The organism is Delftia sp. NA_296.1, assembly GCF_052692095.1.
Genome location: NZ_JBQZGF010000002.1, coordinates 260,088 through 284,638, shown reverse-complemented (window position 1 = coordinate 284,638; position 24,551 = coordinate 260,088). Strand labels below are relative to the sequence as shown.

The following is a 24,551-nucleotide window of genomic DNA, read 5'->3' as shown; positions in this document are numbered from 1 at the left end:
GCCTATAGAGGGACACTGTTTCGCAACTGCCAGGTCGCAAGCCCGGCAACCAACACTCCAAGACCTGCCATGCTGCGCTTCTTTCTGATCTTTCTGGCCATCCAGCTGACGATGTTCGGGCTGAACCTGCTCAGTTGGGTGCAGCAGCACATCGTGCTGCCCTGGACGGCGTTCCTGGCGCACATCTGCGCCTCGCTGGTGACCTGGTTCGACAGCACGGCCTCGGCCACGGGCAAGGTGCTGTGGAACACGGCCACGGGCTTTGGCGTCTCCATCGAGGCCGGCTGCAACGGCCTGGAGGCCTACATCGTGCTGTTTGCCGCCGTGATGGCCTTCCCCTCGTCATGGCGCCAGAAGCTGGTGGGCCTGCTGGCCGGCTTCGTGGCCGTGCAGGCCATCAATGTGCTGCGCGTCATCAGCCTGTTCTACCTGGGCCAGTGGAGCACCACGGCCTTCAACTTCGCGCACGAGTACCTCTGGCAGGCGCTGATCATGCTGGACGTGCTGGTGTTCTGGCTGCTGTGGGTGCGCTGGAGCGGCCGCAAGGCGCCGTCGCAGGATGATGGCGGCCAGCCGCCGCTGCCGCCCGCCGCTGCAGCTTCCGCCGCCGTGGCCGCCTGAGGAGCAGGCCATGATCGGACGCAATCCCATCTCGCGCTTCGCGGCCCTGGCCATGGGCGGCATCGTGGTGCTGACCCTGGCCTGGACGCTGGCGGCCGGCTGGCTGGCCGTGCCGGTGTCCGGCATGAGCAAGTGGGTGCTGGAGAACGCCGCCAACGGCTGGGTGCAGCGCGTGGACCTGGAGACGCCCCGCAGCCTGGTCGTCAATTCCTCGGTCCAGGTCTCCAACGAGCAGACCGGCTGGCGCCGCGCCGAGGCCATCGTCGAGGTCGATCCCGCCCGCTACGGCTACGGCCTGCCGGTGCTGGTGGCCATGCTGCTGGCGGCCTGGGGTCCGGGCCGGTGGTGGCGCATCCTGGTGGGCTATGTGGCGCTGCTGCCGCTGCAGACCTTCAGCGTGGTCACGCAGGTGTTGATGCAGTTGTGCCTGGCCGCCAAGCTGGACCTCAATGTGCTGGGTCTCCAGGGATGGCAGCTCAATGCCATTGTCTACGGCTACCAGATGGGGGGCCTAATGGTGCCCACGCTGGCGCCTGTACTGCTGTGGCTGGTGCTGGACATGGGCTTTGTGCGCCGCGTGCTGCTGCCGGCCTGGAACCGCAGCCGTGCTGCCGCCGCACCGCAGCCCGTGGTGGCGCCCAAGCCCTCGGCATGGCGCCAGACGGATGGCGCGGCCACCTCCACCGGCAACCCGCTGGTGTCCTCCAGCAGCGCAGCCACCCTGCCACGGGCCAAGGCCAAGACCACGGGGCCGGCGCAGTAGGCCTGCACTTCCCGGCTGGCGGGCAGGCCCTGTTTTCTCAGCCCTGCGCGGGCATGGGCGGCAGCAGGCCGCGCCCGGTGATGAAGTCGATCACCTCGCGCAGGCCCTTGCCGCTTTTCACGCTGCCCATCACATAGGGCTTGTGGGCGCGCATGCGCTGCGTGTCGGCTTCCATGATGGACAGGTTGGCGCCCACGTAGGGCGCCAGGTCGGTCTTGTTGACCACCAGCAGATCGCTCTTGGTGATGCCGGGGCCGCCCTTGCGCGGAATCTTCTCGCCGCCGGCCACGTCGATCACGTAGATGGTCAGGTCCGACAGCTCGGGGCTGAAGGTGGCGGCCAGGTTGTCGCCCCCGCTTTCGATGAAGACGATGTCCGCCTCGGGGAACTGGCGCAGCATGCGGTCCACGGCTTCAAGGTTGATGGAGGCGTCCTCGCGGATGGCCGTGTGCGGGCAGCCGCCGGTCTCCACGCCCATGATGCGTTCCGGCGGCAGGGCCTCGGCCACCGTCAGCAGGCGCTGGTCTTCCTTGGTGTAGATGTCGTTGGTGATGACCACCAGGTCGTAGTGGGCGCGCATGGCCTTGCACAGCATCTCCAGCAGCGTGGTCTTGCCGGAGCCGACCGGGCCGCCGATGCCGACGCGCAGCGGGGGGAGTTTCTTGGTGCGGGTGTTCATGGTGGACTTGGGGTGAGTGATCAGGACCGGAAGAGCCGGGAATACTGGTGTTCGTGCCGCGCCTGCAGCACGCTCCATTGGGGCAGCATGGTGTCCAGCCGGGGCGGCGCCTCGCTGGCGCGGCGGCGTGCCTCGCCCACGGCCTGCTCCAGCAGCGGATGCAGGGCCAGCAGCAGGCTCTGGCCCGCCACCTGGCCCAGCGGCACGGCCTTGATGGCGGCGGCCACCTGGTTCTCCAGCCAGGCAAAGCCATAGGCCAGCAGGGCATGGTCCTCGTCTGCATCCACGGCGGCGCAGGCACAGGCAAAGGCCGTGGGATAGGCCAGGCCCGGCCCCTCCACAAGGGCGCCCAGTTGTGCGATGCGGGGCGCAAAGGCCTCGCCGCCCCAGGGCACGGAGCGCAGCAGGCTGTGCAGCGACCAGCCCATCTGCAGCGTCTCGGCACGGGCCTCGCGGCTGTCGCGGCTGGCGATGAACCACTGGTTCCATTCGCGCACCGCCCCCTCGTCGCCTGCGCTCCAGGCCCGGCGCAGCAGCAGCCACAGCGGCGCCTCGCAGCGTGCAAAGCCGTGGGCCAGCGCATCGGCAATCCAGGTGCGCGCCGTGCCAGCGTCCGTGACCAGGCCGTGCTCGATGGCGGCCTCCAGCCCCTGCGAATAGCTGAAGCCGCCCACGGGCAGCTGGGGCGATGCCAGGTGCAGCAGGGCGCACAGCCCCTGTATCGACAGGTCAGCCATGCGGATGGCTGTGCCCGTGTCCGCAGCAGCCTTTGTGGTCATGGTCATGGCTGTGATCGTGGCCATGTTCATGCCCGTGGGAATGATCGTGGGAATGGTCGTGTGGATGGCCGTGTGCGTGCCCATGGTCATGCAGCGCATACACGCTCTGCGCCAGCGCCTGGTCCTCGGCAAAGCTGGCGTCATGGCCGTGGCGGTGGCCGCCGCCATAGGCGCCGGCCTCGGGCTCGAAGGGCGCATCCACCAGGGCCACCTGCGCGCCCAGGCGCAGCAGCATGTCGTGCAGCACGGGGTCGTTTTCCAGGTGCAGGTGCGTGGGCGTGACCTCCACCGGGATATGTCGGTTGCCCAGGTGGTAGGCCGCACGCAGCAGGCCCAGCGGCGTGGCCGCCGTCACGCGCAACACCGCCTGGGGCGCGGCGCGCACGGCGACCAGGCTGCCATCCTCGGCCACCAGCACATCGCCGCCGCGCAGCACGCTGCCGCGCGCCAGCACCACGGCCAGCTCGCGCCCCGTGGAGTCGATGGCCGCAAATCGGCTCTTCTGGCGCATGTCCCAGTCCAGTTCCAGCGTGGCGGCGCGCCTGACCAGCACGGCGGCAAGGCCCCCGCCCTGGGGCATGTGTTTGTTGACGGTGAGCATGGGGTGATCAGAACAGAAAATACCGCTGCGCCATCGGCAGCTCGGTGGCGGGCTCGCAGGTCAGCAGCTGGCCGTCAGCCACGACCTGGTAGGTCTCGGGATCGACGCTGATGTCGGGCTGCCAGTCGTTGTGCACCATGTCGCGCTTGCTGACGCTGCGGCAGTTTTCCACGGCCACGGTGCGCTTGCGCAGGCCGTAGCGGTCTGCCACGCCGGCCTGCTGGGCGGCCTGCGAGACGAAGGTGAGGCTGGCCGCCGCCACGCCGCTGCCCTGGCCCGCGAACATGGGCCGGTAGTGCACGGGCTGGGGCGTGGGGATGCTGGCGTTGGGGTCGCCCATGGCGGCGCTGGCGATGCTGCCGCCCTTGAGGATGAGGCTGGGCTTGACGCCGAAGAACGCCGGCCGCCACAGCACCAGGTCGGCCAGCTTGCCGACCTCGACCGAGCCCACGACATGGGCGATGCCATGCGTGCGAGCGGGGTTGATGGTGTACTTGGCCACGTAGCGCTTGACGCGGAAGTTGTCGTGGCGTGCGTTGTCGCCCGGCAGGCTGCCGCGCTGGACCTTCATCTTGTGCGCGGTCTGCCAGGTGCGCAGCACGACCTCGCCCACGCGGCCCATGGCCTGGCTGTCGCTGGAGATCATGGAGAAGGCGCCCAGGTCGTGCAGCACGTCCTCGGCGGCGATGGTCTCGCGGCGGATGCGGCTTTCGGCGAAGGCGATGTCCTCGGCAATGGAGGCGTCCAGGTGGTGGCAGACCATGAGCATGTCCAGGTGCTCGTCCAGCGTGTTCACCGTGTAAGGCCGCGTGGGGTTGGTGGACGAGGGCAGCACGTTGGCCTCGCCGCAGACCTTGATGATGTCGGGCGCGTGGCCGCCGCCCGCGCCTTCGGTGTGGTAGGTGTGGATGGTGCGGCCCTTGAAGGCGGCCACCGTGGCCTCGACGAAGCCGCCCTCGTTGAGCGTGTCGGTGTGGATGGCGACCTGGGTGTCGGTCTCGTCGGCCACGCCCAGGCAGCAGTCGATGGCGGCGGGCGTCGATCCCCAGTCCTCGTGCAGCTTCAGGCCGATGGCGCCCGCCGCGATCTGCTCGCGCAGCGGCGCCGCCTGGCTGGCGTTGCCCTTGCCCAGCAGGCCGATGTTCATGGGGTAGCCGTCCACGGCCTGCAGCATGCGCTCCATGTGCCAGGGACCGGGCGTGACCGTGGTGGCGAAGGTGCCCGTGGCCGGGCCCGTGCCGCCGCCGATCATGGTGGTCACGCCGCTGGTCAGCGCCTCGTCGATCTGCTGCGGGCAGATGAAGTGGATGTGCGTGTCGATGCCGCCGGCCGTGACGATCATGCCCTCGCCCGCAATGATTTCCGTGCCGGGGCCGATGACGATGGTCACGCCCGGCTGCATGTCCGGGTTGCCGGCCTTGCCTATGCCTGCGATCAGCCCGTTCTTGATGGCGATGTCGGCCTTGACGATGCCCCAGTGGTCGATGATCACGGCATTGGTGATGACGGTGTCGGCGCAGTCGGCGGCCATGCGCTGGCTCTGGCCCATGCCGTCGCGGATGACCTTGCCGCCGCCGAACTTGACCTCTTCGCCGTAGATCGTGTGGTCCTTCTCGATCTCGATGACCAGGGCCGTGTCGGCCAGCCGCAGGCGGTCGCCCACGGTGGGGCCGAACATCTCGGCATAGGCCTGGCGCGTGATGCTTGCCATAGCATTCCCTTTCTGTTGTCTACGACGCTATGCGTTGCTCGTTGTACTTAAAACCGGCGTGGTCCAACCCGGGGACACCGAGGAAGGGCCTATGCCGGCCGCGCCGCCCCGCACCGAGGGTGTCGTCCCCTTCCGGCGAAGCGAGAGAGGGGGAAGCGGCGTAGCCGCTCAGGGGGTACTTCAAAGCCTGCCCATCACCTTGGCATTGAAGCCGAAGATGATGCGGTCGCCGGAGATTTCCACCAGCTCCACCGTGCGCTCCTGGCCCGGCTCGAAGCGCACGGCCGTGCCGGCCGCGATGTTCAGCCGCCAGCCGCGTGCGGCGGCGCGGTCGAAGTGCAGGGCCTCGTTGACCTCGAAGAAATGAAAGTGCGAGCCCACCTGCACGGGCCGGTCGCCGGTGTTGGTGACCGTGAGGGTCTGCACGGGCCGGCCTGCGTTCAGCAGGATCTCGCCGGGCTCGGCCAGCAGCTCGCCGGGGATGATGCGCTCGGTCATGTGCGGCTCCCGCGCTCAGCCTGCCAGCGCCACGGCACCGTAGCCCATGGCGGCCACGCCGGCCAGGCGTGCAGCCCAGGCCGACGCCGTGCCGCCGCGCATGGCCCGGCCAAAGGCCACGCCCAAGGCATGCAGCACCAGCGTGGTGGCGACCATGCCCGCCATGTAGGCCCAGAACACGGCTGCGGGCAGCGCGTGGGGGAAGACCTCGCCATGCGCGTATCCGTGGAACAGCGCGAAGGCGCCGGCCAGCACCATGGCCAGGGCCACGGGCAGGCGGCGCTGGGCCACCAGCAGCAGGCCGAAGGCCAGCAGCGATGCAGCCACCATGGGCTCGACGGCCGGCAGCTCCAGCGGGGTCTGCGTCAGCGCCAGGCCCAGCGCCATGCAGGCGGCAAAGGCCACGGGCGGCAGCCACTGGCGCTGCAGCATCAGCCCGCACCACAGGCCCAGGGCCAGCATGGCCAGCAGATGGTCCAGGCCCGCGATGGGATGGGACAGCCCGGCCATCAGGGCCTGCATGGCGCCGTCGCCGGCGTGCAGGTGCGCGCCGGCCCCCGTATGGGCGCTGGCGGCCGTGGCGGCGGCCAGCAGGGCCGGGGCGAGCAGGTAGTTGAAAGTGTTGCGGAATCTGAACATGGAGATCTCCTTGATCGCTATCGAGACTGGATCTGCCCACGGCACAAGCGGATGCAGCGGGCTGGTTGGGGGTGCCCAGCAAGGGCCTAAGCTGGCCGCGCCGCCCCGCAGCGATGGCGCCGTCCCCCTTGGGGGAAGCGGCGTAGCCGCTCAGGGGGTCAAACTATTGGATGATGAACGGTGACCAGCTTGGTGCCGTCCGGGAAAGTGGCTTCGACCTGGATGTCCGGGATCATTTCTGGAATGCCCTCCATCACATCGGCGCGCGTCAGCACCGTGGTGCCCAGGTGCATGAGCTCGGCCACGGTCCTGCCGTCGCGTGCCCACTCCAGCACGGCGGCGCTGATCAGCGCCACGGCCTCGGGGTAGTTGAGCTTCAGGCCGCGCGCCTTGCGCCGCTCGGCCACCAGGGCTGCGGTGAACAGCAGCAGCTTGTCTTTTTCACGCGGGGTGAGTTCCATGGATGAGTCTCCGTTGATCAGGTGGCCCAGAGGCGGGGAGGGCGGGCAGGCATGTCCAGCAGTGCCGGGCGCAGCAGGCGCCAGCCTTCATGCAGCACGGCCCGTGCCGTCTCCATGCGCTGTGCCAGCACGCGCAGCAGCAGCACCGAGGGTGCGCCGCCCTGGCCGGCCAGCAGGCTGGCGCCGGCGCGCACTTCATCGCTCCAGGGCAGGCTGGCGGCCAGTTGCTCGCTCAATGGCTCCATGGCCGCCAGGGGTTCGGGGGCCACGGCCCAGAGGCTGGCCTGTATGGGCAAGCCTGCCCAGGCAACGGGGCTGGACAGCAGGGCATGGCCGGCGTGCAGTTCGCCTTGCTCCAGCCACAGCGGCCGTCCGCCGCATGCGAGCCGGTTGTGAAGCTGCAGGCGCGCGGCAGCGGTGGGCGCGGCGCCGGTGTGGTTCCAGTGCTCGCCCGCGCCATAGCGGCCCAGCACCACGGCGTCCCAGCCGATGGCGCGCGCGCCCGGCGCAAGATCCAGGTCCAGCGCCATGGTGGCGTCGGCACCGGCGAACAGCATGTTTTCCTGTGGCAGCCATTCCAGGATGGCGCCTTCTTCCACGCGCAGCCGCACGCGCTGCGCGGCCGGGCGGCCCTGGGACTTGTACCAGCGCGTGGCGCCCGGCGTGGTCAGCAGGGCGTGGGCGCCGGGCTCCACGGTCACATCGATCTGCAACTGGTCGCCGCCGGCCACGCCGCCGGGCGGGTGCAGCAGCACGGCATGGCAGATGCCGGGGCCTTCAGGGTGCAGCGGTTTTTGCACGCGCAGCGGGCCGCTGTGGCGTGCGTGGGAAAGCACGCTGCCCTGGCTGGCGCGGTGCCCGAAGCGCAGGTCCAGCATGGCCTGCCAGCCCGAGGCGCAAGCGGGCACGGCGGTGATCGGTAGCGCTGCGGACATGGGCGGGGCGGACGGTACAGGGCGTGGTGGTTGTAACGGCCTTTGTCATGCATTTAGCGTGCCAATCCGGTGCAGTGGCGGTTGCGCCATGCTGGTGCGCTGGCGCATCGGATTGGTGCGTTTCCTGCATGGCAAGGCGCGCAAGACGGCACGTTTGCAGTGCATTCTTGCGCAGCGTGCCGCAGGCTGGTGCTCTTTCTTACGCGATTGCCCGGGTCTGACGCGCCAGGCTTCTGTCCCAGGCCACGACGGCCAGCGTGGCCAGACTCAGAATCAGGCCTGCCACGCTGGCACCTGTCCATCCCCAGTGCAGCCAGACCGCCGAGCCCACAGCCGAGCCTGCCGAGGCGCCGATGAAATAGCCCGTCATATAGACCGCATTGATGCGCGAGCGCGCCAAGGGTGCCAGCGCATAGATCACGTTCTGGTTGCTGATGTGCAGGGCCTGCAGCGCGGCATCGACGATGAGCAATCCCGCCAGAAACCACCACAGGCTGGTGCCGCCCAGCCACAGCGCCCCCCAGCCCGCCAGCATGAGCAGGCCGCCGGCCAGCGTGGTGCGCTGCTCCAGCCCCCGGTCGGCCAGCCGGCCGGCCATGTTGGCCATGAGGGCGCCGGCCACGCCGACCAGGCCGATGAGGCCGATCTGCGCATCGCCAAAACCGTAGCCCGGCCCGGCCAGCAGCAGTGCCATGGTCGAGAACAGCACGCTCACCGTGGCAAAGCCCATGCCGCCGATCAGCGCCCGGCTGCGCAGGCGCGGCTGCTCGCTCGCCAGCGTGAGCAGGGAGCGCATCACCGCGCCATAGCCTATGGGCTGGGCCGGCTGCGCCAGGGGCAGCGCGCGCCGCAGCAGCAGGGCCACGCCGGCCGTGGCCAGGGCGCCCACCCAGTAGACGGCATTCCAGCCGCCCAGCTCCGACAACAGGCCCGCCACGCTGCGCGCCGCCAGGATGCCGATCAGCAGCCCGCTCATGACCAGGCCCACGGCGCGCCCGCTGGCGCCGGGCGCCGCAAAGCTGGCCGCCATGGGCACCAGCACCTGGGCCGCGACCGAGAACAGCCCGGTCATCAGCGTGCCCGCCGCCAGCAGGGTGAAGCTGTGCGCCATGCCGCTGGCCAGCATGCCCAGCGCGGCCAGCAGCATCAGGCCCAGCACCAGGCGGCGGCGTTCCAGCATGTCGCCCAGCGGCACGAGCAGCAGCAGCCCCAGCGCATAGGAGACCTGGGCCATGGTCACCGTCAGCGAGGCACGCGCCTCGCTGATGCCCAGGTCGATGGCGATGGAGTGCAGCAGCGGCTGGTTGAAGTAGTTGGCGCCCGCGCACAGGCCGCAGGCCGTGGCCATGAGCAGCAGGGTGCTCTGGGGCAGCACGGGCGTGGCGGTGGCCTGCATGGGCGGCGAGGGCAGGGCGGGGGCCGGGGAGGATCTGTTCATCGGACGAATGCCTGTGTTATCTGCTTATGGGTGGCAAACGGATGGCTCAGACCCACAGCGGCGGCCGTGCGGGCTGGGCGTGGGCGGGCGGTGCGGCCACGGCATCGACCTCGATCAGCATGCCGGGCAGGGCCAGCCGGGGCACGGGGATCAGGGTGCAGGCCGGAAAGCGCGGCAGGGTATTGCTGGGGGCGCCATCGCCGGGGACACCGTCGCTCCAATGCAGGCGCACGGCGGCCTGCCAGTCGTTGAAGCGGGCCTCCGAGTGGTCGACGATGAGCAGGGTCAGCTTGACCACCTGGCCCATGTCCGTGCCCGCCGCCTGCAGCGCCAGCTTGAGGTTGGACAGGGCCTGCTGCGCCTGGACCGCGAAGCTCTCGGGCAGGTCGCCCGCCTGGTTCTCGCCCCCTTGGCCCGAGACGAAGGCCCATTGCGCCGGCCCGTGCACGGTGACCACATGGGTGTAGCCGTTGGGCGTGGCGTCGTAGAGGCCTGCGGGCTGCAGATGGTGCAGTTGCGGGGCCGTGGAAGCGGCGGGCTGTGCCGAGGAGGTGGCAAGTGCGTCGTGTGGCATGTGTGGCTTGGAGTCTGAGAGTGGGCCGGACCGGGCGGCGAGGCTTGCCAGTGTGAAACCTCAACCAAAGTTGAGGTCAAATGCAGGCCTGCTTGGACCTATTTTTCCTGCGCCTATTTTCCTGCTGCCATGAATCTGTCTTCTGCCGGTGCCACCGCGTCCGACCATGACGGGCCGGCCATCCTTTCCGTGGGCGAAGTCGCCCGGCGCAGCGGCATCACCGTCTCGGCCCTGCATTTCTACGAGCGCCAGGGGCTGATCGAGAGCCTGCGCACGCCCGGCAACCAGCGCCGCTATGCGCGTGCCGTGCTGCGGCGCGTGGCGGTCATCAGGGTGGCCCAGCGCATGGGCGTGCCGCTGGCCGAGATTGCCGAGGCGCTGCAGGACCTGCCCAGCGGCCGCACGCCCACGCAGGCCGACTGGGCTGCGCTGTCCGCGCGCTGGCGCCATGCGCTGGATGCGCGCATCCAGGGCCTGACCCAGCTGCGCGACCAGATCGACGGCTGCATTGGCTGCGGCTGCCTGTCCCTCAAGGTCTGCCCGCTGCGCAATGACGGCGACTGCCTGGCCGAAGACGGGCCGGGACCGCACTTTCGCTGAACAGGCATGCGCCCTGGACGGAACTAGTGCTTGGGCATGGGCAGCGTGGGTGTGCGCGTGCACATCCAGCACAGCCAGCCGGCCAGCGCGCCCATGACGATGCAGTAGGCGACCAGGGCCTCGGTGATGCCGATATGGTCCGAGAGCCAGCCCAGGCCGAGGATGGGCACGATGGTGCCCAGGTAGCCGACTACCAGGTACGTGGACAGCAGGCCCGTGCGTGTGGCCGGCGTCGAGACCTTGTTGACGATGGACATGCCCGCCAGATTGCACAGGCCGTGGCCCGCCGCCGTGGTGATCACGCTGAGCGCGAACAGCAGGGCCGAGCCCGCGAAGCTGTTGACCAGCAGCAGAAGGTTGCAGGCCACCAGGCAGGCAAAACCCACAATGGCCGAGCCCTTGGTCGGGCGCGGGCGCGCCAGGTACTGGAAGCCCGCCGAGAGGAACAGGATCACGCCGATGGACAGGCCCGAGACAGCCGGCCCGTGCCAGGGCACCATGCGCTGCATGAAGCTGGGCGCCAGCGATGCGAACAGGCTGAACATGCCGAAGGCGCAGAACGCGCACATGCCGCCCAGTGCGTAGTGGCGCGCAAAGCGGCGCTCCGGCAGCGTGATGGTGGGCATGAAATCGCGCCAGTGCAGCGCGCGTGCCTGGGTGGAGGCCAGCTCCGCCGGCTCGGCGATGCGCACCTGGTACAGCGCATAGACGGCCAGCAGCCCCAGCCCCAGCGAGGGAATGTAGGCCGTGACCAGCGGCCAGGGCAGCCACTGCGCGATCAGCCCGCCCACCACGGGGCCCAGCCCGAAGCCGAAGGCAATGGTCAGGCTGGTCGTGGCCGCGGCGCGCTGCAGGTCGCCCCGGTTGTTGAGCCGGGTCATGCCCACCGAGGCCGAGGTGGTGATCAGCCCCGAAGCCACGCCGATCACCACGCGCCCCAGCGCAAAGCTGGGCACGTTCCAGGCCACGGCGGAGGCCAGCACGCCCAGCGTCATCAGGATCAGCCCGGCGCGCAGCACGGTGACAAAGCCGAAACGGTCGGTCAGCCGGCCCAGGAACAGCAGGCTGGCCAGCGCGCCGAACATATAGGCCACGAAGATCTGCGTGATGTGGCTGGGCTGCAGCCCCCAGGCCTGCTGGTACAGCGGGTACAGCGGGCTGGCCAGGGCCGTGCCCATGACACCCACGCACATGGAAAAACACACCCACGCATAGGGTGGCCAACGGGTTTGCATAGAAAAGGGAGCGCGAAGAAAGCGAAGGGGAAAGCGGCGCTGCGCAGGCCTGGCGCCACCGGGGCGCCACGGCACTGTCCGGGAGCGCATGGAATCTGGAATGACCCGCAGGCCAATGGGTGAATTCTAAGAAACCCGCGTGTCCTGAGTGTTTCGCTGCCTCCGAGCCCCTGGCATGGACCCGGGCATACGGCTGGCAACGTGCGCCGGGCGGGCGGGTGTACCCTGTGGCCGTCCCTGTGTTTTCCCTTGTCCAGAGAGTCCGGCATGCCAGTTCCATCCTCCGCTTTCATTACCTCCCAGCCATCCCGCAAGGCAGCGTGGACCGCGCTTGGCGCCTGCGCGCTGCTGCTGGCCGGCTGCGGCTCGGTGGGCGGCGGCGTGGGCATCGGAATTCCGGTTGGCCCCGTGTCGGTGGGCGTGGGGCTGGGCAGCGGCGGGCTGAGTGCCGGAGTCGGCACCGGCGTGGGCCCGGTCGGCGTTGGCGTCGGCGTCAACCAGAGCGGCCAGGTGCTGGGCAGCGCAGGCGTGGGCGCCTCCACGGGTGTGGGCGGCGCGCGGGTCGGCGTGGGCGTGGGCTCATCCACCGTGCTGCACGATCCGCAGCGCTCCAACGTTCAACCGGCCCAGGAGCCAGCGCCTGCAGCCCCGCCTCAGACCCCGGCCGGCCAGGTGCAATGGCGTGATGCCAGCGGTCAGGTCGTGCCGACCTGCCGCGTCGATGGACGTTGCTGAGCCGGTGCGAGAGAGGGGAAAGGCGCGTAGCGCCTCAGGGGGTGTTCCCTGTCACCCAGCCCAGACGATGCGGTCGCGACCAGCGTTTTTTGCGAGATAAAGGCGCCGATCGGCATCCGCCAGCAGTTGCTGGGCACTGTTGGTGGAAGAAGGCGCAATGCAGGCCACGCCCAGGCTCACGGTCAGCGCCTGGCCCAGGGGCGAGGCGGCATGGGGCAGGTCCAGCAGCCTGAGCGCATCGACGATGCCCTGCGCCACCAGCACCGCACCATCCAGCGCCGTATGGGGCAGCAGGCAGACGAATTCCTCGCCCCCATAGCGCGCCAGCAGGTCGCCCGGCCGGTGCAGTGCGCCCTGAATGGCCTGGGAGATCTGGCTCAGGCATTCATCGCCGACCAGATGGCCGTAGTGGTCGTTGTAGGCCTTGAAGTGGTCCACGTCCATCATCACCAGCGACAGCGGCTCGCCCAGGCGCTGCAGGCGCATGAACTCGCGCTCCAGCTGGGCACTGAAGAAACGCCGGTTGGCCACGCCCGTCAGCCCGTCGCTGTGCGACAGCAGTTGCAGCATCTGGCGCTGCTGCGCAATCTCCAGATGCGTGCGCACGCGTGCCTTGAGCACGGCCGGGCGAAAGGGTTTGGTCACGAAATCCACGGCGCCCAGGTTCAGGCCCAGTTCCTCGCAATGGGGCTCGGTCAGCGCGGTGAGGAAGATGATGGGGATATGCGCGGTCTGCAGGTCGGCCTTGAGGCGGCGGCAGACCTCGAAGCCGTCCATCTCCGGCATGCGGATGTCCAGCAGGATGAGGTCGGGCAGGTACTGGCGGGCCAGGGCCAGCGCCTCCTCGCCGGTGTAGGCCACAAGCGGGCCGCACAGATCCTTGATCACCTGGCAGATGATGGTGGCGTTGTCCGGAACGTCGTCCACCACCAGCACCTTCTGCGCGGCAGGCAAGGGCTGTAGCGGGTTGGGCAGCGATGGTGGGAAGGCGGAGTAGGGCATGGCCGATGGGATTTCGGGCCGAGAATACCCCGGAACCCGCAGCCCTGGATAGGGCGCCGCGGGCTTGGACAATTTGTAAAGATATCTGTCTTCGGGAGGCAGGCAGCCCGGTGGCCTCAGGCGTATAGAGGCTCTTCCTGCATGGCCTCGATCTGCTCGTTGAGCATGTCCACCTGCCCGCGCCAGTAGTCGGGCGTGCCGAACCAGGGGAAGTTGATGGCAAAGATCGGGTCGTCCTGGCGCCGCGCCAGCCAGGCGCTGTAGTGGATCAGGCGCAGCGTGCGCAGCGGCTCGATCAGGGCCAGCTCGCGGCGGTCGAAGGGCCGGAACTGTTCGTACCCATCCAGCAGGGCACCCAGCTGGCGCGTGCGCTGGCCCCGGTCGCCCGACAGCAGCATCCACAGGTCCTGCACGGCCGGGCCGGTGCGCGCATCGTCCAGGTCCACGAAATGCGGGCCGCCGCGGCCTTCGTCGTCCAGCGGCGTCCACAGCACGTTGCCGGGATGGCAGTCGCCGTGCAGGCGCAGCGTGCGCGCGCTGTGCAGGCCGAAGTGGCCGGCTGCGCTCATGCCGTCGGCGGCGGGTGCCATCAGGTCCAGGGCGCGCTGGCAGGCGGCCTTCCAGGTGGATTCCACTTCCAGCGGAATCATTTGCCGGTCCAGCAGCCACTGCATGGAGTCGTGGCCGAAGGTGGCCAGGTCCAGCGCCGGCCGGTGCGCAAAGGGCCGGGCCGCGCCCACGGTGTGGATGCGTGCCAGGAAGCGCCCGGTCCACTCCAGCACCTCGAAGTCGTCCAGCTCGGGCGGACGGCCTCCGCGCCAGGGGCTGACCGAGAAATCAAAGCCCGCGTGGCTGTGCAGCGTGGCGCCTTCCAGCACCAGCGGGGGCACGGCGGGCACTTCGGCGGCCGTCAGCTCGGCGCTGAAGGCGTGCTCCTCCAGGATCTGATCGCGGCTCCAGCGGCCCGGGCGGTAGAACTTGAGCACGACGCGATCGCCGTCTTCCAGTACGGCCTGGTAGACGCGGTTCTCGTAGGAGGCCAGGGCCGTGAGCCGGCCGTCGCCCCACAGGCCGACCGAGGCCAGGGCGTCGAGCACCACGTCGGGCGTGAGGCGGGCATAGGCGTGCGAGTCGTCGTTGGGGACGACATTCAGATCAGGATCGTGCGGTGTGGCGGACATGGGGCGATTGTCGCCGGGCTGGCTTAAGCTGTGCGGCTGCCTAGCCTTCGCCGATTCGCCCGCCGTGCCGCTGCTGCCCCATTTCCTGCAATCCCATGCCATAGCGAGCGCCAGCGCCAGCTCCAGTGCGGCAGGCGCATCCGACGACTGGAGCGGCTGGCACCTGGGCCGGCGCCGCTATGCGGTCTGGGTGCTGGAGCTCCATGCGCTGGGCCCTGCCGAGGGCGAAGCCGTGCGCCGCGCCTGTGCGCAGGCGCGCCAGGCCCTGGCCGCTGCGCTGGTTCCTCGGTACGAGCGGCAGCTGCATGTGACCCTGGCCACGGCCGGCTTTCTGGATGGCGAAGCGGCCCTGCCGGACGCCTACGGCGCGGCGGAACTATCGCGCGACTTGCACGCGCTGCAGGACCTGCCGGCCGCACCGCTGCAGCTGGAATTCGGCGGCTGGGGCAGTTTCGAGATGGTGCCGTATCTGCAGGTGCGCGACCGCAGCCAGGGCGGGCCCACGCTGGGCATGCTGCATGGTGCACTCAGGCCGGCAAGGCCCGAACTGGCGCTGACCGAGGCGCTGCGCCCCTACGTGCCCCATGTGACGCTGGGCGCCTGGAACGCCGCCTGGCCACGCGCCCAGGTGCTGCAATGGATAAGCGGCCTGCCGGTGCTGGAGCACTGGCAGGCCGCCGTGGGCGAGATCGCGCTGGTCAGCTATGCGGCCGACGCCTTGCACGGCCCGTTGACCTGCCATGCACGCTACGACCTCCGGGGTCGCAGGCTGCAATGGCGGGAGCGGCCGGGCTGGGCCTGATCAGACCAGGGTGATCTGCACGTCGATGTTGCCGCGCGTGGCGTTGGAGTAGGGGCAGACCTGGTGGGCTGCGTCCACCAGGGCCTGGGCGGCGGCCTTGTCCATGCCGGGCAGGCTGACCTTCAGGCGGGCAGCGATGCCGTAGGCGTTGGGGATGGTGCCCAGGTCCACTTCTGCGTCGATGGACAGGTCCTGCGGCAGGCTGATCTTCTGCTTGCCGGCCACGGCCTTGATGGCGCCGATGAAGCAGGCCGAGTAGCCTGCGGCGAACAGTTGCTCGGGATTGGTGCCCGTGCCGCTGGTGCCTGGCGAGGAAAGGGTCACGTCCAGGCGTCCGTCATCGGTGCGCGAGGCGCCGTCGCGGCCGCCGGTGGTGTGGGCACGTGCGGTGTACAGGACTTTTTCGAGCTGGGCCATGGTGTCTTCCTTTTGCAAAGTTGTCCGGCTGTGCGGACGGGTGGAGGAAATCGGCAATCCGTTGTCAGTCGCTGCGGCGCGGCGCCAGCCGCTCGCGCAGTGCGCCGAGTTGCTGCGTCAGCGCCTGCAACTCGGGCAGCGTGCACTGCGTGCTTTGCAGCACGCAGGCGGGAATCTTTTCAGCCGCATCGCGCAGTGCCCGGCCTTGCGGGGTGAGCGTAATGCGCACGCGGCGCTCGTCCTGCGCATCGCGCACCCGCTCCAGCAGGTTCGCGCCTTCGAGCCGCTTGAGCAGCGGCGTCAGCGTGCCCGAATCCAGGGTCAGCTGCTCGCCGATCTCCGACACGGTCAGGCCGTCGCGCTCCCACAGCACCAGCATCACCAGGTACTGCGGATAGGTCAGGCCGATGCCGTCGAGCAGGGGCTTGTAGAGCTTGGTCATGGCCAGCGACGCCGAGTACAGCGCAAAGCAGACCTGGTTGTCCAGGCGCAGAAGCTCGGGGGTGTCGGTGGGCAGGGCGTTGCGTGGCATGGGTTGAATTATTGCTGTCAATTAAATTGTGCACAACTTAATTGTGGAAATCCCTCCAGATCGGAGGGGGAAGATCGGGAGGGTGAGAAAGGCCTATCGGCCCGTGAAGCGCGCGGGGCGTTTCTCGATGAAGGAGCGCACGCCTTCGGCGGCATCCTCGCTGCCGGCCAGGCGCTGCTGCACGGGAATGAAGTCGGCCACGGCGGCGGCCTGGCCCAGCTCGATGGCCTTGAGCACATTGAGCCGCGTGGCCACCACGGCCTGCGGGGCCTGGGCGGCAATGCGCTCGGCAATGCGCAGGGCCTCGGCCAGTTCCTGGCCGGCCGGCACCACCTTCTGCACGAAGTTCAGGCGATAGGCCTCGGCGCTGTCGAACTCATCGGCCGTGAGCAGGTGCAGCATGGCATTGCCCACGCCCGCACGCTCGGCCATGCGCAGCGTGGCGCCGCCCGTGGGCATGATGCAGCGCTGCACTTCCAGCTGGGAAAAGCGGCAGTCATCGGCCGCGACCACGATGTCGGCGCCCAGCATCAGCTCGATGCCCACCGTGAAGCAAATGCCCTTGACCGCCACCACCATGGGCTTGGCGCGGCGCCGGTAGCCGACCAGGCCGTAGTCGTGCGGCTCCACCAGGCCTTGCGGGATGGCCTTCCTGCCCGAGCGCAGGTACTCCGCCATCACCGGCAGATCCAGCCCCGCCGTGAAATGGCTGCCAAACGCATGCAGCACGCCCACGCGCAACTCGGGATCGTCGTCCAGGCGCGTATAGGCCTCGGCCAGTTGCTGGAACATTGGCGGCGTCCAGCCGTTGCGCTTGGCGGGGCGGTTGATGCCGATCAGCAGCACATGGCCGCGCACTTCGCAGCTGATGCAGCCTTCGGGCGGCGGGGAGGGGGTGTTGATGTCCATGGTTGTCTCCTGCGCATGGACCTTAGTGCAGGCCAGGGATGGGTGCAGTCGCGCAGAGGACGGTAGAAAACGGAATGAATATCTAAGCAATGCTTTCGTTTTCTGAGGTTTGGGAAGCTGCTCGATGAAAATCGATAAGATCGTTTCGATTCATTGCCAGCGTCGTTGCGGCTCGATAAGATCGAAACCATGCTTTCGATTTCATTGAAGCCATGAAGATCTCCATCGACTCTGTGGATGCACTCGGTGACGCGGTATGGGCCGTTCGCAAGGCGCGACGCTTGCGCCAGGACGATGCAGCAGGCGCCGCAGGCGTGAGCCATGTCTTTGTGCGGGACGTGGAGCGCGGCAAGCCCACGGTCCAATTCGGGCGCGTGCTGCAACTGCTGTCCGAACTGGGAATCGAGGTGCTCATCGACCTTCCCGAGGGAACCGAGCAGGCTTATCTGCAGCGCCGCCAGGCCAGGCTGCCACCTGAGCCCCATGGTTCCCACGAGTACCGAACGCGCCAGGGCGCACCGGACGGAGGGCCAGCCGCTGAAGTCAGGGAGGAGCCCGGTGCCCGTGACTCGGACGATGCGTTCTTCCGCACTGCCTTCGAAAAGAACAGGCCGTGACCGCACGCATCCTGGACGTATTCATCAACGGCCGGCTTGCCGGAAAGCTGGTCGAAAACAGGGATGTCTGGGGCTTTGCCTATGAGGAGGAGTGGATGGGCGACCCTCGCGCCTTCCCATTGGCGCCCGGCATTTCCTTGGCAAAGCGCAGGCACATCGACGGATCTACGCACCGCAGCGTCCAATGGTTCTTCGACAACCTGCTGCCCGAGGAAGCACTGCGCAGTGCGATCAGCAAAGAGCTGGAGGTGAATGAGCACGATGCCTTCGGCCTTTTGCAGGCCCTTGGCGCGGAATCGGCCGGATCCCTGGTCCTGCTGCCGCCTGGGGCGGGCGCAGCGGAGCGCGGCGCAAGGAGGCTGGAGTTCGGCGAACTGTCGCTGAGACTCAGGAACTTGCCGCGCACGTCCTTGCATGCCGGATCACCCAAGCGCATGTCCCTGGCGGGAGCGCAGCACAAAATGGTGGTGCTGTACGACGAGAAAACCGCTCGCCTGCAGGAGCCCTTCCAAGGGACGGCTTCCAGCCATATCCTCAAGCCGGACTCCACGGCCGAAGGCTATCCGCACTCGACCGTCAACGAGGCCTTCACCATGAAGCTTGCCGGGCGCCTGGGGCTTGATGTGCCGCCGGTACACCTGCTGTACACGCCCGAGCCGGCCTATGTCATCAACCGCTTTGACCGCGTGTTTGATGAAGCGTCCCAGGAGTGGCTGCGACTGCATGTGGTGGATGCCTGCCAACTGCTCGACCTGGCCCGGACTTTCAAATATCAAGGAGCCAGCATCCAGACACTGGCGTCGTTGATGGACCGCTGCCGCGAAAAGGCGCAAGCCCGGATGGGCATCTATCAGTGGCTGCTGTTCAACACCCTGGTGGGCAACAGCGACAGTCATCTGAAGAATCTGTCGTTCCTGGTGGACCGGGGCGGCGTCAGGCTGGCGCCGTTCTACGATCTCCTGAGCACCGCCGTCTATCACACGCGGGCTTACGCCGATGAACATGCGGTATGGCCACAGGAGCGGCTGACGGTTCCGCTTGCGGGTGCGGCCTTCTTTGCCGACGTGACCTACGGAAAGCTGCTGGCCGCAGGTACGGCCTTGGGCCTGACCCAGAGCACAAGCGGACGTGTGCTCGACAGGATGCTTGGCATGCTGGCTCCGCAGGCCGATGCGTTGATCGCAGAATTCGAGGCTGGCCAGCTCCACCAGCCTGCCGATTCTGCAATGGACCATTCCACAAGAAGCGCCCACCTGAGAATGCTCAGGTCGATACGTCACATCGTCATCGAGGACATGCTGGCGCTGGTGCGCAAAACCAAGTAGCGCGCGGCCACCAAAACAAAAGGCGAAGGCCAGCCTGAGCTGCCTTCGCCTTCGCTTGGCCTTGGGGGCGGTGTATCAGTAGCTGTACACGCCGCGGCCCGTCTTGCGGCCCAGGCGGCCGGCGGCGACCATTTCCTTGAGCAGGGGGCAGGCGCGGTACTTGCTGTCGCCGAATTCCTTGAGGTAGACCTCCATCACGGCCAGGCACACGTCCAGGCCGATCATGTCGGCCAGGGCCAGCGGGCCGATGGGCTGGTTGCAGCCCAGCTTCATGCCGGCGTCGATGTCCTCGGCCGATGCCAGGCCTTCGGCCAGCACGAAGAAAGCCTCGTTGATCATGGGCACCAGGATGCGGTTGACCACGAAGCCGGGCGCGTTCTTGACGGTGATGGGGCTCTTGCCCAGGCGCTCGGACAGTTCCTTGACCGTGGCGTGCGTCTCATCGCTGGTCTGCAGGCCGACGATGATCTCCACCAGCGCCATCATGGGCACGGGGTTGAAGAAGTGCATGCCGATGAACTTGTCGGCACGGCCCGTCACGGCGGCCAGCTGGGTGATGGAGATGGACGAGGTGTTGGTGGCGACGATGACGTCGGCATCCAGCAGCGCGTCCAGCTGCTTGAGGATCTTGACCTTGAGCTCGTAGTTCTCGGTGGCGGCCTCGATGACCAGTTGCGCGCCCTTGAGCGCCGCGTAGTCGGTCGATGTCTTGATGCGGGCCAGGGCGGCGGTCTTCTCTGCCTCGGTCAGCTTTTCCTTCTTGATCAGGCGGTCCAGGCTGCCCGAGACGGTGGCCACGCCCTTTTGGACGGCGGCCTCCGAGATGTCCACCATGACCACGTCGATGCCCGATACCGCGCAGGCCTGCGCGATGCCGTTGCCCATGGTGCCTGCGCCGATGATGCCTACGGTTTGAATTGCCATGACTGTCAGTCTCCTCAAACGAACAAAGTGAATGCGAACGTGAATGCGATCCGGCGATCGTAGCGGGATTCGGAGCATCCACCGGGTTTGCCCCGGCTTGCGGCGCCGCGCAGGCGACTGCAACAGTGGATGGCTACACCGCAGGGGAGGGGAGACATGCTGGACTACATCGTGATCGGAGGGGGATCGGCGGGCTCGGTGCTGGCCGGGCGGCTCAGCGAGGATGCCGAGACGCCGGTGGCGCTGCTGGAGGCCGGGCCCCCCGACTCCAGCGTGCTCATCCACTGTCCTGCAGGCATGGCCGCCATGGCCAAGGGCGGTCGCCACAGCTGGGGCCTGTCCACCGTGCCGCAGCCGGGCCTGGGCGGGCGGCGTGGCCACCAGCCGCGCGGCAAGGTGCTGGGCGGCTCCAGCGCGGTCAATGCCATGGTCTATGTGCGCGGCCAGCCGGCCGACTACGACCACTGGGCGGCCCAGGGCAACCCGGGCTGGAGCTGGAGCGAGGTGCTGCCCTATTTCCTGCGCGCCGAACACAACGAGCGCGGCGCCGATGCCTGGCATGGCGCGGGCGGGCCGCTGAACGTGGCCGACCTGCGCGATCCCAACCCGCTGTCGCGGGCCTTCGTGCAGGCTGGCGTGCAGGCCGGCCATGCGCACAACGCGGATTTCAACGGCCAGGCGCAGGAGGGTGTGGGCCTGTACCAGGTCACCCAGCGCAACGGCGAGCGCCACCATGTCGCCAAGGCCTATCTGGCGCCGCACCGTGCCAGGCCCAATCTGCGCGTGGAAACGGGTGCCCAGGTGCTGCGCATTCTGTTCGAGGGCCGGCGCGCCGTGGGCGTGGAGTACCTGCAGGGCGGTACGGTGCAGCAACTGCACTGCCGGCGCGAGGTGCTGCTTTGCGGCGGCGCACTGCTGTCGCCGCAGCTGCTGATGCTGTCTGGCGTGGGGCCGGGCGATCACCTGCGCTCGCTGGGCATCGATGTGGTCCACCATCTGCCCGGCGTGGGCGCCCATCTGCATGACCACCCGGATGTGGTGCTGGTGGTCGATGGCGCACAGCTGACCGACAGCTTCGGCCTGTCACTGGGCGGTGCGCGCAGATTGCTGGCCGCCGTGGGCCAATGGCGCAGCCAGCGTCGCGGCATGCTGACCACCAACTTTGCCGAGGCGGGCGGCTTCATCCGCAGCAGCCCTGGCGAGCCTGCGCCCGATCTGCAACTGCACTTCGTCGTCGCCAAGCTGGTGGACCACGGGCGCAAGACGGTCTGGGGCCATGGCTATTCGCTGCATGTCTGCGTGCTGCAGCCGGCCAGCCGCGGCAGCCTGCGCCTGGCCAGCGCCGACCCGCTGGCCCTGCCGCTGGTGGACCCGGCCTTTTTCTCCGACGCGCAGGACCTGCGGCGCATGGTGAACGGCGTGCGCCGCGCCCACGAGATCCTGGCCCAGCCGGCGCTGGCGGCCCTGGGCGGGCGCGAGATGCCGGCCTCGGCCGGCGCGCAGGATGATTCGGGCATCGAGGCCTTCATTCGCAGCCATGCCGACACCATCTACCACCCCGTGGGCAGCTGCCGCATGGGGCCGGGGCCCATGGACGTGGTCGATGCGCAGCTGCGTGTCTACGGCATCAAGGGCCTGCGCGTGGTCGATGCCTCGGTCATGCCGCGTATCGTCAGCGGCAACACCAATGCGCCCACGGTGATGATTGCGGAGAAGGCGGTGGACATGATCCGCGGGGGAGCCCTCTAGGTGCCTGGCGTGCGCCCGTGCGCCATGGCCTGCTCCGGGATGGAGGCCGACGGCTGCGGCCCCTGCTCCTCGGACGCGGCCACCGGGCTCAGCCGCACCTGCGTCCAGCAGTCGCGCCCGCGGCGCTTGGCGGCGTAGAGGGCGGCGTCTGCGGGGGCCAGCATCAGTTCCAGGCACAGGCCGTTCCAGGCCTGGGGTGCGTGGGCGCAGCCGGCGCTGAAGCGCACTTCGAAGCCCAGCACCTTGCGCGAGGCCTGCAGCAGCGCGGACTGCAGGCGGGTGCACAGGGTGTCCACGCCGTCGTCCGTGGTGTAGAGCAGCAGGCAGAACTCCTCGCCGCCCCAGCGCGCAGCGATTTCGTCGCTGCGCAGCTGCTGCTGCAGCAGGCGGGCGAACAGGCACAGCGTCTGGTCGCCCACGGCGTGGCCGTGCTCGTCGTTGACATGCTTGAAGTGGTCCAGGTCCAGCATCACCAGGGCCAGGGCCTGGCGGTGGCGCTGGGCATGGGCCAGCATGGCGGGTGCGCGCTCCAGCAGGGCGCGGCGGTTGGGCAGCCCGGTGAGCATGTCCTGCAAGGCCAGGTCGCGCAGTTGCTGGCTGGTCTCGTCGCGCCAGGCCACGAGCACGGCCACCATGAGCAGCGTGCTGCTCAGCGTGGTCAGCAGGGCGAAGATCTGGTTGGCGCCGCTGTCTGCGGTGAAGCTGGGCAGGAAGGGCGTGGCCAGGGCCAGGTAGCTGCGCACGAACAGCATCAGCCCCATGAAGGCGGCCACGCCGCACATCAGGTAGCGCCAGCTGCGCGCCACGGGCCGCTGTGGGTCCAGGCACAGGCCGGCCAGCGCCATCAGGCACAGGCCATGGACGGCGCTGAACCAGCCGGTGCGCAGGGCCGCCTGGGGCAGCAGCAGCGCAAAGCCCAGCGGCCCCAGCACGCACAGCGCGATCAGGCCGCGCTCCAGCAGCATCGGGCGCGGCCCCAGCCATTCGCGCAGGGCGCGCGCCATCTGCCACTGGGCGGTGGCGGCCAACGCCGCCGCGCCCAGCGACAGCAGGTCACGTCCCATCAGGCCTTGGGGCAGGCGGCTGGCGATCAGGATGAGGGTCCAGGCCAGGGCCTGCATCAGGAAGAAGTGCTGCGCATGGCGCGCCGCACCGCTGACGCGACGCCCCATGGCCAGCGGCAGGGCGGCCGACATGGCCATCATGTTGATGGCCACGACGGCGGTCATGGAGAAAAAGTCCAGGGTAGGCAGCGTGGATGGCATGTGCGTCCCTGGATGGCGGTGCGAAGCGTGGCCCGTGAGAAGCGGTGGCCGGTGGCGGGGCGCTACTGGAACGCCACCTCCGCGAAGCTGCGCAGCTTGCGGCTGTGCAGGCGCTGGGTGCCGCCTTCGCGCAGGATGTCGATGGCGCGCATGCCGATGCGCAGATGCTGGTCCACGCGCTCGCGGTAGAAGTGGTTGGCCATGCCGGGCAGCTTGATCTCGCCGTGCAGCGGCTTGTCGGACACGCACAGCAGCGTTCCATAGGGCACGCGGAAGCGGAAGCCGTTGGCCGCGATGGTGGCGCTTTCCATGTCCAGCGCCACGGCGCGGCTCTGGCTGAAGCGCAGCTGGGGCAGGTTGTTGGGCAGCAGTTCCCAGTTGCGGTTGTCGGTGCTGGCCACGGTGCCGGTGCGCATGATGCGCTTGAGGTCGGGGCCGTCCATCTGCGTGACGTCGGCCACGGCCTGCTGCAGTGCCAGCTGGATTTCGGCCAGCGCGGGAATGGGCACCCACAGCGGCAGTTCCTCGTCCAGCACATGGTCCTCGCGCACATAGGCGTGGGCCAGCACGTAGTCGCCCAGTTGCTGGCTGTTGCGCAGGCCCGCGCAGTGGCCCAGCATCATCCAGGCGTGCGGGCGCAGCACGGCTATGTGGTCGGTGATGGTCTTGGCATTGGCCGGACCCACGCCGATGTTGACCATGGTGATGCCGCTGTGGTCGGCGCGCACCAGGTGGTAGGCCGGCATCTGCGGCAGGCGCGGCGGCGGTGTGCCCAGCTCGTCATTGGGCTGGGCCGGCAGGCCGGTGCGGCGCGTGACCACGTTGCCGGGCTCGATGAAGGCAACGTACTCGCTGTCCTCCCGGGCCATTTCGGCGTGGCCCAGGCGGATGAATTCGTCGATGTAGAACTGGTAGTTGGTGAACAGCACGAAGTTCTGGAACCACTCGGGCTGGGTGCCCGTGTAGTGGCGCAGGCGGTGCAGCGAGTAGTCCACGCGCGGGGCGGTGAACAGGGACAGCGGCAGGGCCTCGCCGGGATGCGGGCGCCAGGTGCCGTTGGCAATGCCGTCGTCCATGGCTTCGAGGTCGGGCAGGTCGAACACGTCGCGCATCAGCTGGCGCCGCTCGCGCGTGAGCGTTCCCTCGATGTGGTCGTTCTCGGCGAACGAGAAGTGGATGGGAATGGGCTTGTCGCTCAGGCCCACCTCCAGCGGCACGCCGTGGCTCTTGATCAGCAGGCGGAACTGCTCGGCGTAGTAGCGCGAGAACAGGTCGGGCCGCGTGAGCGTGGCCTCGTGCGTGCCCGGGCCCTCGACGAAGCCGTAGGCCAGCTGCGTGTCGGCGCGCGCCACGGTGCTCGTGTGCATGCGAACGAAGGGGTAGTAGGCGTGGACGGGAGCGGCCGGGGTTTCGCCGGAGACGAAGCGCTGCATGTTCGAGCGAAGGTGCTCTATCTGCTCCCGGTAGATCTGCTGTACGTGCTCCAGGGCCCGCTGGGGGTCGGTGTGCAAGGTGGCTGCGGCCCTGGAGGCCTGCGAGGGGTTGTGAAGCAAAACCAT

The 24,551-nt window shown here is 68.6% G+C and carries 27 protein-coding genes; 8 read left to right on the top strand and 19 right to left on the bottom strand.

All coding sequences use genetic code 11. The features are described from left to right. Nucleotides 1-69: 69 nt before the first annotated feature. Together xrtH and ACUTR7_RS05805 are read left to right on the top strand one after the other, a co-directional pair. Nucleotides 70-621, top strand: coding sequence for an exosortase H (gene xrtH, locus ACUTR7_RS05810; protein WP_034390117.1), 552 nt, complete (start codon nucleotides 70-72; stop codon nucleotides 619-621). A 10-nt stretch (nucleotides 622-631) separates the two neighbouring features. Then, the gene (locus ACUTR7_RS05805; protein WP_141830542.1) at nucleotides 632-1,384 is read left to right on the top strand and encodes an exosortase H-associated membrane protein; all 753 of its coding nucleotides are present in this window, start codon (nucleotides 632-634) and stop codon (nucleotides 1,382-1,384) included. Nucleotides 1,385-1,421: 37 nt separating this feature from the next. Here the strand turns inward: ACUTR7_RS05805 and ureG are convergent, their stop codons facing one another. The 10 genes from ureG to ACUTR7_RS05755 all read right to left on the bottom strand — a co-directional run bounded on the left by ureG (nucleotide 1,422) and on the right by ACUTR7_RS05755 (nucleotide 9,699). Beyond that, on the bottom strand, nucleotides 1,422-2,063 hold the full coding sequence (ureG, locus tag ACUTR7_RS05800) for an urease accessory protein UreG (RefSeq protein ID WP_445608338.1): 642 nt from the start codon (nucleotides 2,061-2,063) through the stop codon (nucleotides 1,422-1,424). A gap of 20 nt (nucleotides 2,064-2,083) precedes the next feature. Beyond that, nucleotides 2,084-2,800, bottom strand: a complete 717-nt coding sequence (locus ACUTR7_RS05795; RefSeq protein ID WP_445608511.1) for an urease accessory protein UreF — start codon at nucleotides 2,798-2,800, stop codon at nucleotides 2,084-2,086. After that, nucleotides 2,793-3,443: an urease accessory protein UreE gene (gene ureE / locus ACUTR7_RS05790; RefSeq protein ID WP_445608337.1), complete on the bottom strand. Its 651-nt coding sequence runs from the start codon at nucleotides 3,441-3,443 to the stop codon at nucleotides 2,793-2,795. The genes ACUTR7_RS05795 and ureE overlap by 8 nt, the downstream gene beginning before the upstream one ends. 7 nt (nucleotides 3,444-3,450) lie before the next feature. Continuing rightward, nucleotides 3,451-5,154, bottom strand: coding sequence for an urease subunit alpha (gene ureC, locus ACUTR7_RS05785; protein WP_012203113.1), 1,704 nt, complete (start codon nucleotides 5,152-5,154; stop codon nucleotides 3,451-3,453). A 180-nt stretch (nucleotides 5,155-5,334) separates the two neighbouring features. After that, entirely contained in the window at nucleotides 5,335-5,640 is a 306-nt protein-coding gene (locus ACUTR7_RS05780) for an urease subunit beta (RefSeq protein WP_175403235.1), read from the bottom strand. 27 nt (nucleotides 5,641-5,667) lie between these two features. Continuing rightward, on the bottom strand, nucleotides 5,668-6,291 hold the full coding sequence (locus ACUTR7_RS05775; protein ID WP_013804329.1) for a HupE/UreJ family protein: 624 nt from the start codon (nucleotides 6,289-6,291) through the stop codon (nucleotides 5,668-5,670). A gap of 158 nt (nucleotides 6,292-6,449) precedes the next feature. Continuing rightward, entirely contained in the window at nucleotides 6,450-6,752 is a 303-nt protein-coding gene (locus tag ACUTR7_RS05770; RefSeq protein ID WP_012203116.1) for an urease subunit gamma, read from the bottom strand. Nucleotides 6,753-6,769: 17 nt separating this feature from the next. Continuing rightward, the gene (locus tag ACUTR7_RS05765) at nucleotides 6,770-7,687 is read right to left on the bottom strand and encodes an urease accessory protein UreD (protein ID WP_445608336.1); all 918 of its coding nucleotides are present in this window, start codon (nucleotides 7,685-7,687) and stop codon (nucleotides 6,770-6,772) included. Nucleotides 7,688-7,886: 199 nt separating this feature from the next. Continuing rightward, on the bottom strand, nucleotides 7,887-9,125 hold the full coding sequence (locus ACUTR7_RS05760; protein ID WP_445608335.1) for an MFS transporter: 1,239 nt from the start codon (nucleotides 9,123-9,125) through the stop codon (nucleotides 7,887-7,889). Nucleotides 9,126-9,171: 46 nt separating this feature from the next. Beyond that, a complete protein-coding gene (locus ACUTR7_RS05755) occupies nucleotides 9,172-9,699 on the bottom strand; it encodes a RidA family protein (protein ID WP_445608334.1) in 528 nt (175 codons plus the stop codon). A 129-nt stretch (nucleotides 9,700-9,828) separates the two neighbouring features. On the opposite strand from ACUTR7_RS05755, the gene soxR reads away from it, so the two are divergent. Beyond that, the gene (soxR, locus tag ACUTR7_RS05750; protein WP_445608333.1) at nucleotides 9,829-10,299 is read left to right on the top strand and encodes a redox-sensitive transcriptional activator SoxR; all 471 of its coding nucleotides are present in this window, start codon (nucleotides 9,829-9,831) and stop codon (nucleotides 10,297-10,299) included. 23 nt (nucleotides 10,300-10,322) lie between these two features. Here the strand turns inward: soxR and ACUTR7_RS05745 are convergent, their stop codons facing one another. After that, nucleotides 10,323-11,492, bottom strand: coding sequence for an MFS transporter (locus ACUTR7_RS05745; RefSeq protein WP_034390128.1), 1,170 nt, complete (start codon nucleotides 11,490-11,492; stop codon nucleotides 10,323-10,325). Nucleotides 11,493-11,801: 309 nt separating this feature from the next. Here ACUTR7_RS05745 and ACUTR7_RS05740 point away from each other — a divergent pair, with 309 nt between their 5' ends. Beyond that, the gene (locus ACUTR7_RS05740) at nucleotides 11,802-12,269 is read left to right on the top strand and encodes a hypothetical protein (protein ID WP_445608332.1); all 468 of its coding nucleotides are present in this window, start codon (nucleotides 11,802-11,804) and stop codon (nucleotides 12,267-12,269) included. A gap of 51 nt (nucleotides 12,270-12,320) precedes the next feature. On the opposite strand, the gene ACUTR7_RS05735 is transcribed toward ACUTR7_RS05740, so the two are convergent. Together ACUTR7_RS05735 and ACUTR7_RS05730 are read right to left on the bottom strand one after the other, a co-directional pair. Beyond that, nucleotides 12,321-13,271, bottom strand: a complete 951-nt coding sequence (locus tag ACUTR7_RS05735) for a diguanylate cyclase (RefSeq protein WP_445608331.1) — start codon at nucleotides 13,269-13,271, stop codon at nucleotides 12,321-12,323. 116 nt (nucleotides 13,272-13,387) lie between these two features. Next, entirely contained in the window at nucleotides 13,388-14,452 is a 1,065-nt protein-coding gene (locus ACUTR7_RS05730; RefSeq protein WP_445608330.1) for a serine/threonine protein kinase, read from the bottom strand. Here ACUTR7_RS05730 and ACUTR7_RS05725 point away from each other — a divergent pair. Next, on the top strand, nucleotides 14,451-15,254 hold the full coding sequence (locus tag ACUTR7_RS05725) for a 2'-5' RNA ligase family protein (RefSeq protein WP_445608329.1): 804 nt from the start codon (nucleotides 14,451-14,453) through the stop codon (nucleotides 15,252-15,254). The genes ACUTR7_RS05730 and ACUTR7_RS05725 overlap by 2 nt on opposite strands. Here ACUTR7_RS05725 and ACUTR7_RS05720 read toward each other — a convergent pair whose 3' ends face one another. The 3 genes from ACUTR7_RS05720 to ACUTR7_RS05710 form a co-directional block, all read right to left on the bottom strand. Next, on the bottom strand, nucleotides 15,255-15,671 hold the full coding sequence (locus ACUTR7_RS05720; protein ID WP_012203126.1) for an organic hydroperoxide resistance protein: 417 nt from the start codon (nucleotides 15,669-15,671) through the stop codon (nucleotides 15,255-15,257). A 64-nt stretch (nucleotides 15,672-15,735) separates the two neighbouring features. Next, nucleotides 15,736-16,203: a MarR family winged helix-turn-helix transcriptional regulator gene (locus ACUTR7_RS05715; RefSeq protein ID WP_012203127.1), complete on the bottom strand. Its 468-nt coding sequence runs from the start codon at nucleotides 16,201-16,203 to the stop codon at nucleotides 15,736-15,738. Between the two features lie 93 nt (nucleotides 16,204-16,296). Continuing rightward, nucleotides 16,297-17,112, bottom strand: a complete 816-nt coding sequence (locus ACUTR7_RS05710) for a crotonase/enoyl-CoA hydratase family protein (protein WP_445608328.1) — start codon at nucleotides 17,110-17,112, stop codon at nucleotides 16,297-16,299. Between the two features lie 212 nt (nucleotides 17,113-17,324). Here ACUTR7_RS05710 and ACUTR7_RS05705 point away from each other — a divergent pair, with 212 nt between their 5' ends. Together ACUTR7_RS05705 and ACUTR7_RS05700 are read left to right on the top strand one after the other, a co-directional pair. Further along, nucleotides 17,325-17,729, top strand: coding sequence for a helix-turn-helix domain-containing protein (locus ACUTR7_RS05705; RefSeq protein WP_043825756.1), 405 nt, complete (start codon nucleotides 17,325-17,327; stop codon nucleotides 17,727-17,729). Further along, a complete protein-coding gene (locus ACUTR7_RS05700; RefSeq protein ID WP_096914910.1) occupies nucleotides 17,726-19,054 on the top strand; it encodes a HipA domain-containing protein in 1,329 nt (442 codons plus the stop codon). The genes ACUTR7_RS05705 and ACUTR7_RS05700 overlap by 4 nt, the downstream gene beginning before the upstream one ends. A 75-nt stretch (nucleotides 19,055-19,129) precedes the next feature. Here the strand turns inward: ACUTR7_RS05700 and ACUTR7_RS05695 are convergent, their stop codons facing one another. Next, entirely contained in the window at nucleotides 19,130-19,978 is an 849-nt protein-coding gene (locus ACUTR7_RS05695) for a 3-hydroxybutyryl-CoA dehydrogenase (RefSeq protein WP_012203129.1), read from the bottom strand. Between the two features lie 156 nt (nucleotides 19,979-20,134). Between ACUTR7_RS05695 and ACUTR7_RS05690 the strand changes: the two genes are divergently transcribed. Further along, complete coding sequence (locus ACUTR7_RS05690; RefSeq protein ID WP_445608327.1) at nucleotides 20,135-21,727, top strand: GMC family oxidoreductase; 1,593 nt, start codon at nucleotides 20,135-20,137, stop codon at nucleotides 21,725-21,727. On the opposite strand, the gene ACUTR7_RS05685 is transcribed toward ACUTR7_RS05690, so the two are convergent. Both ACUTR7_RS05685 and ACUTR7_RS05680 read right to left on the bottom strand, forming a co-directional pair. Next, complete coding sequence (locus ACUTR7_RS05685) at nucleotides 21,724-22,956, bottom strand: GGDEF domain-containing protein (RefSeq protein ID WP_445608326.1); 1,233 nt, start codon at nucleotides 22,954-22,956, stop codon at nucleotides 21,724-21,726. The genes ACUTR7_RS05690 and ACUTR7_RS05685 overlap by 4 nt on opposite strands. Nucleotides 22,957-23,054: 98 nt before the next feature. Then, nucleotides 23,055-24,551 (bottom strand): AMP nucleosidase, encoded by a 1,497-nt coding sequence (locus ACUTR7_RS05680; RefSeq protein WP_012203132.1) that lies wholly within the window; start codon nucleotides 24,549-24,551, stop codon nucleotides 23,055-23,057.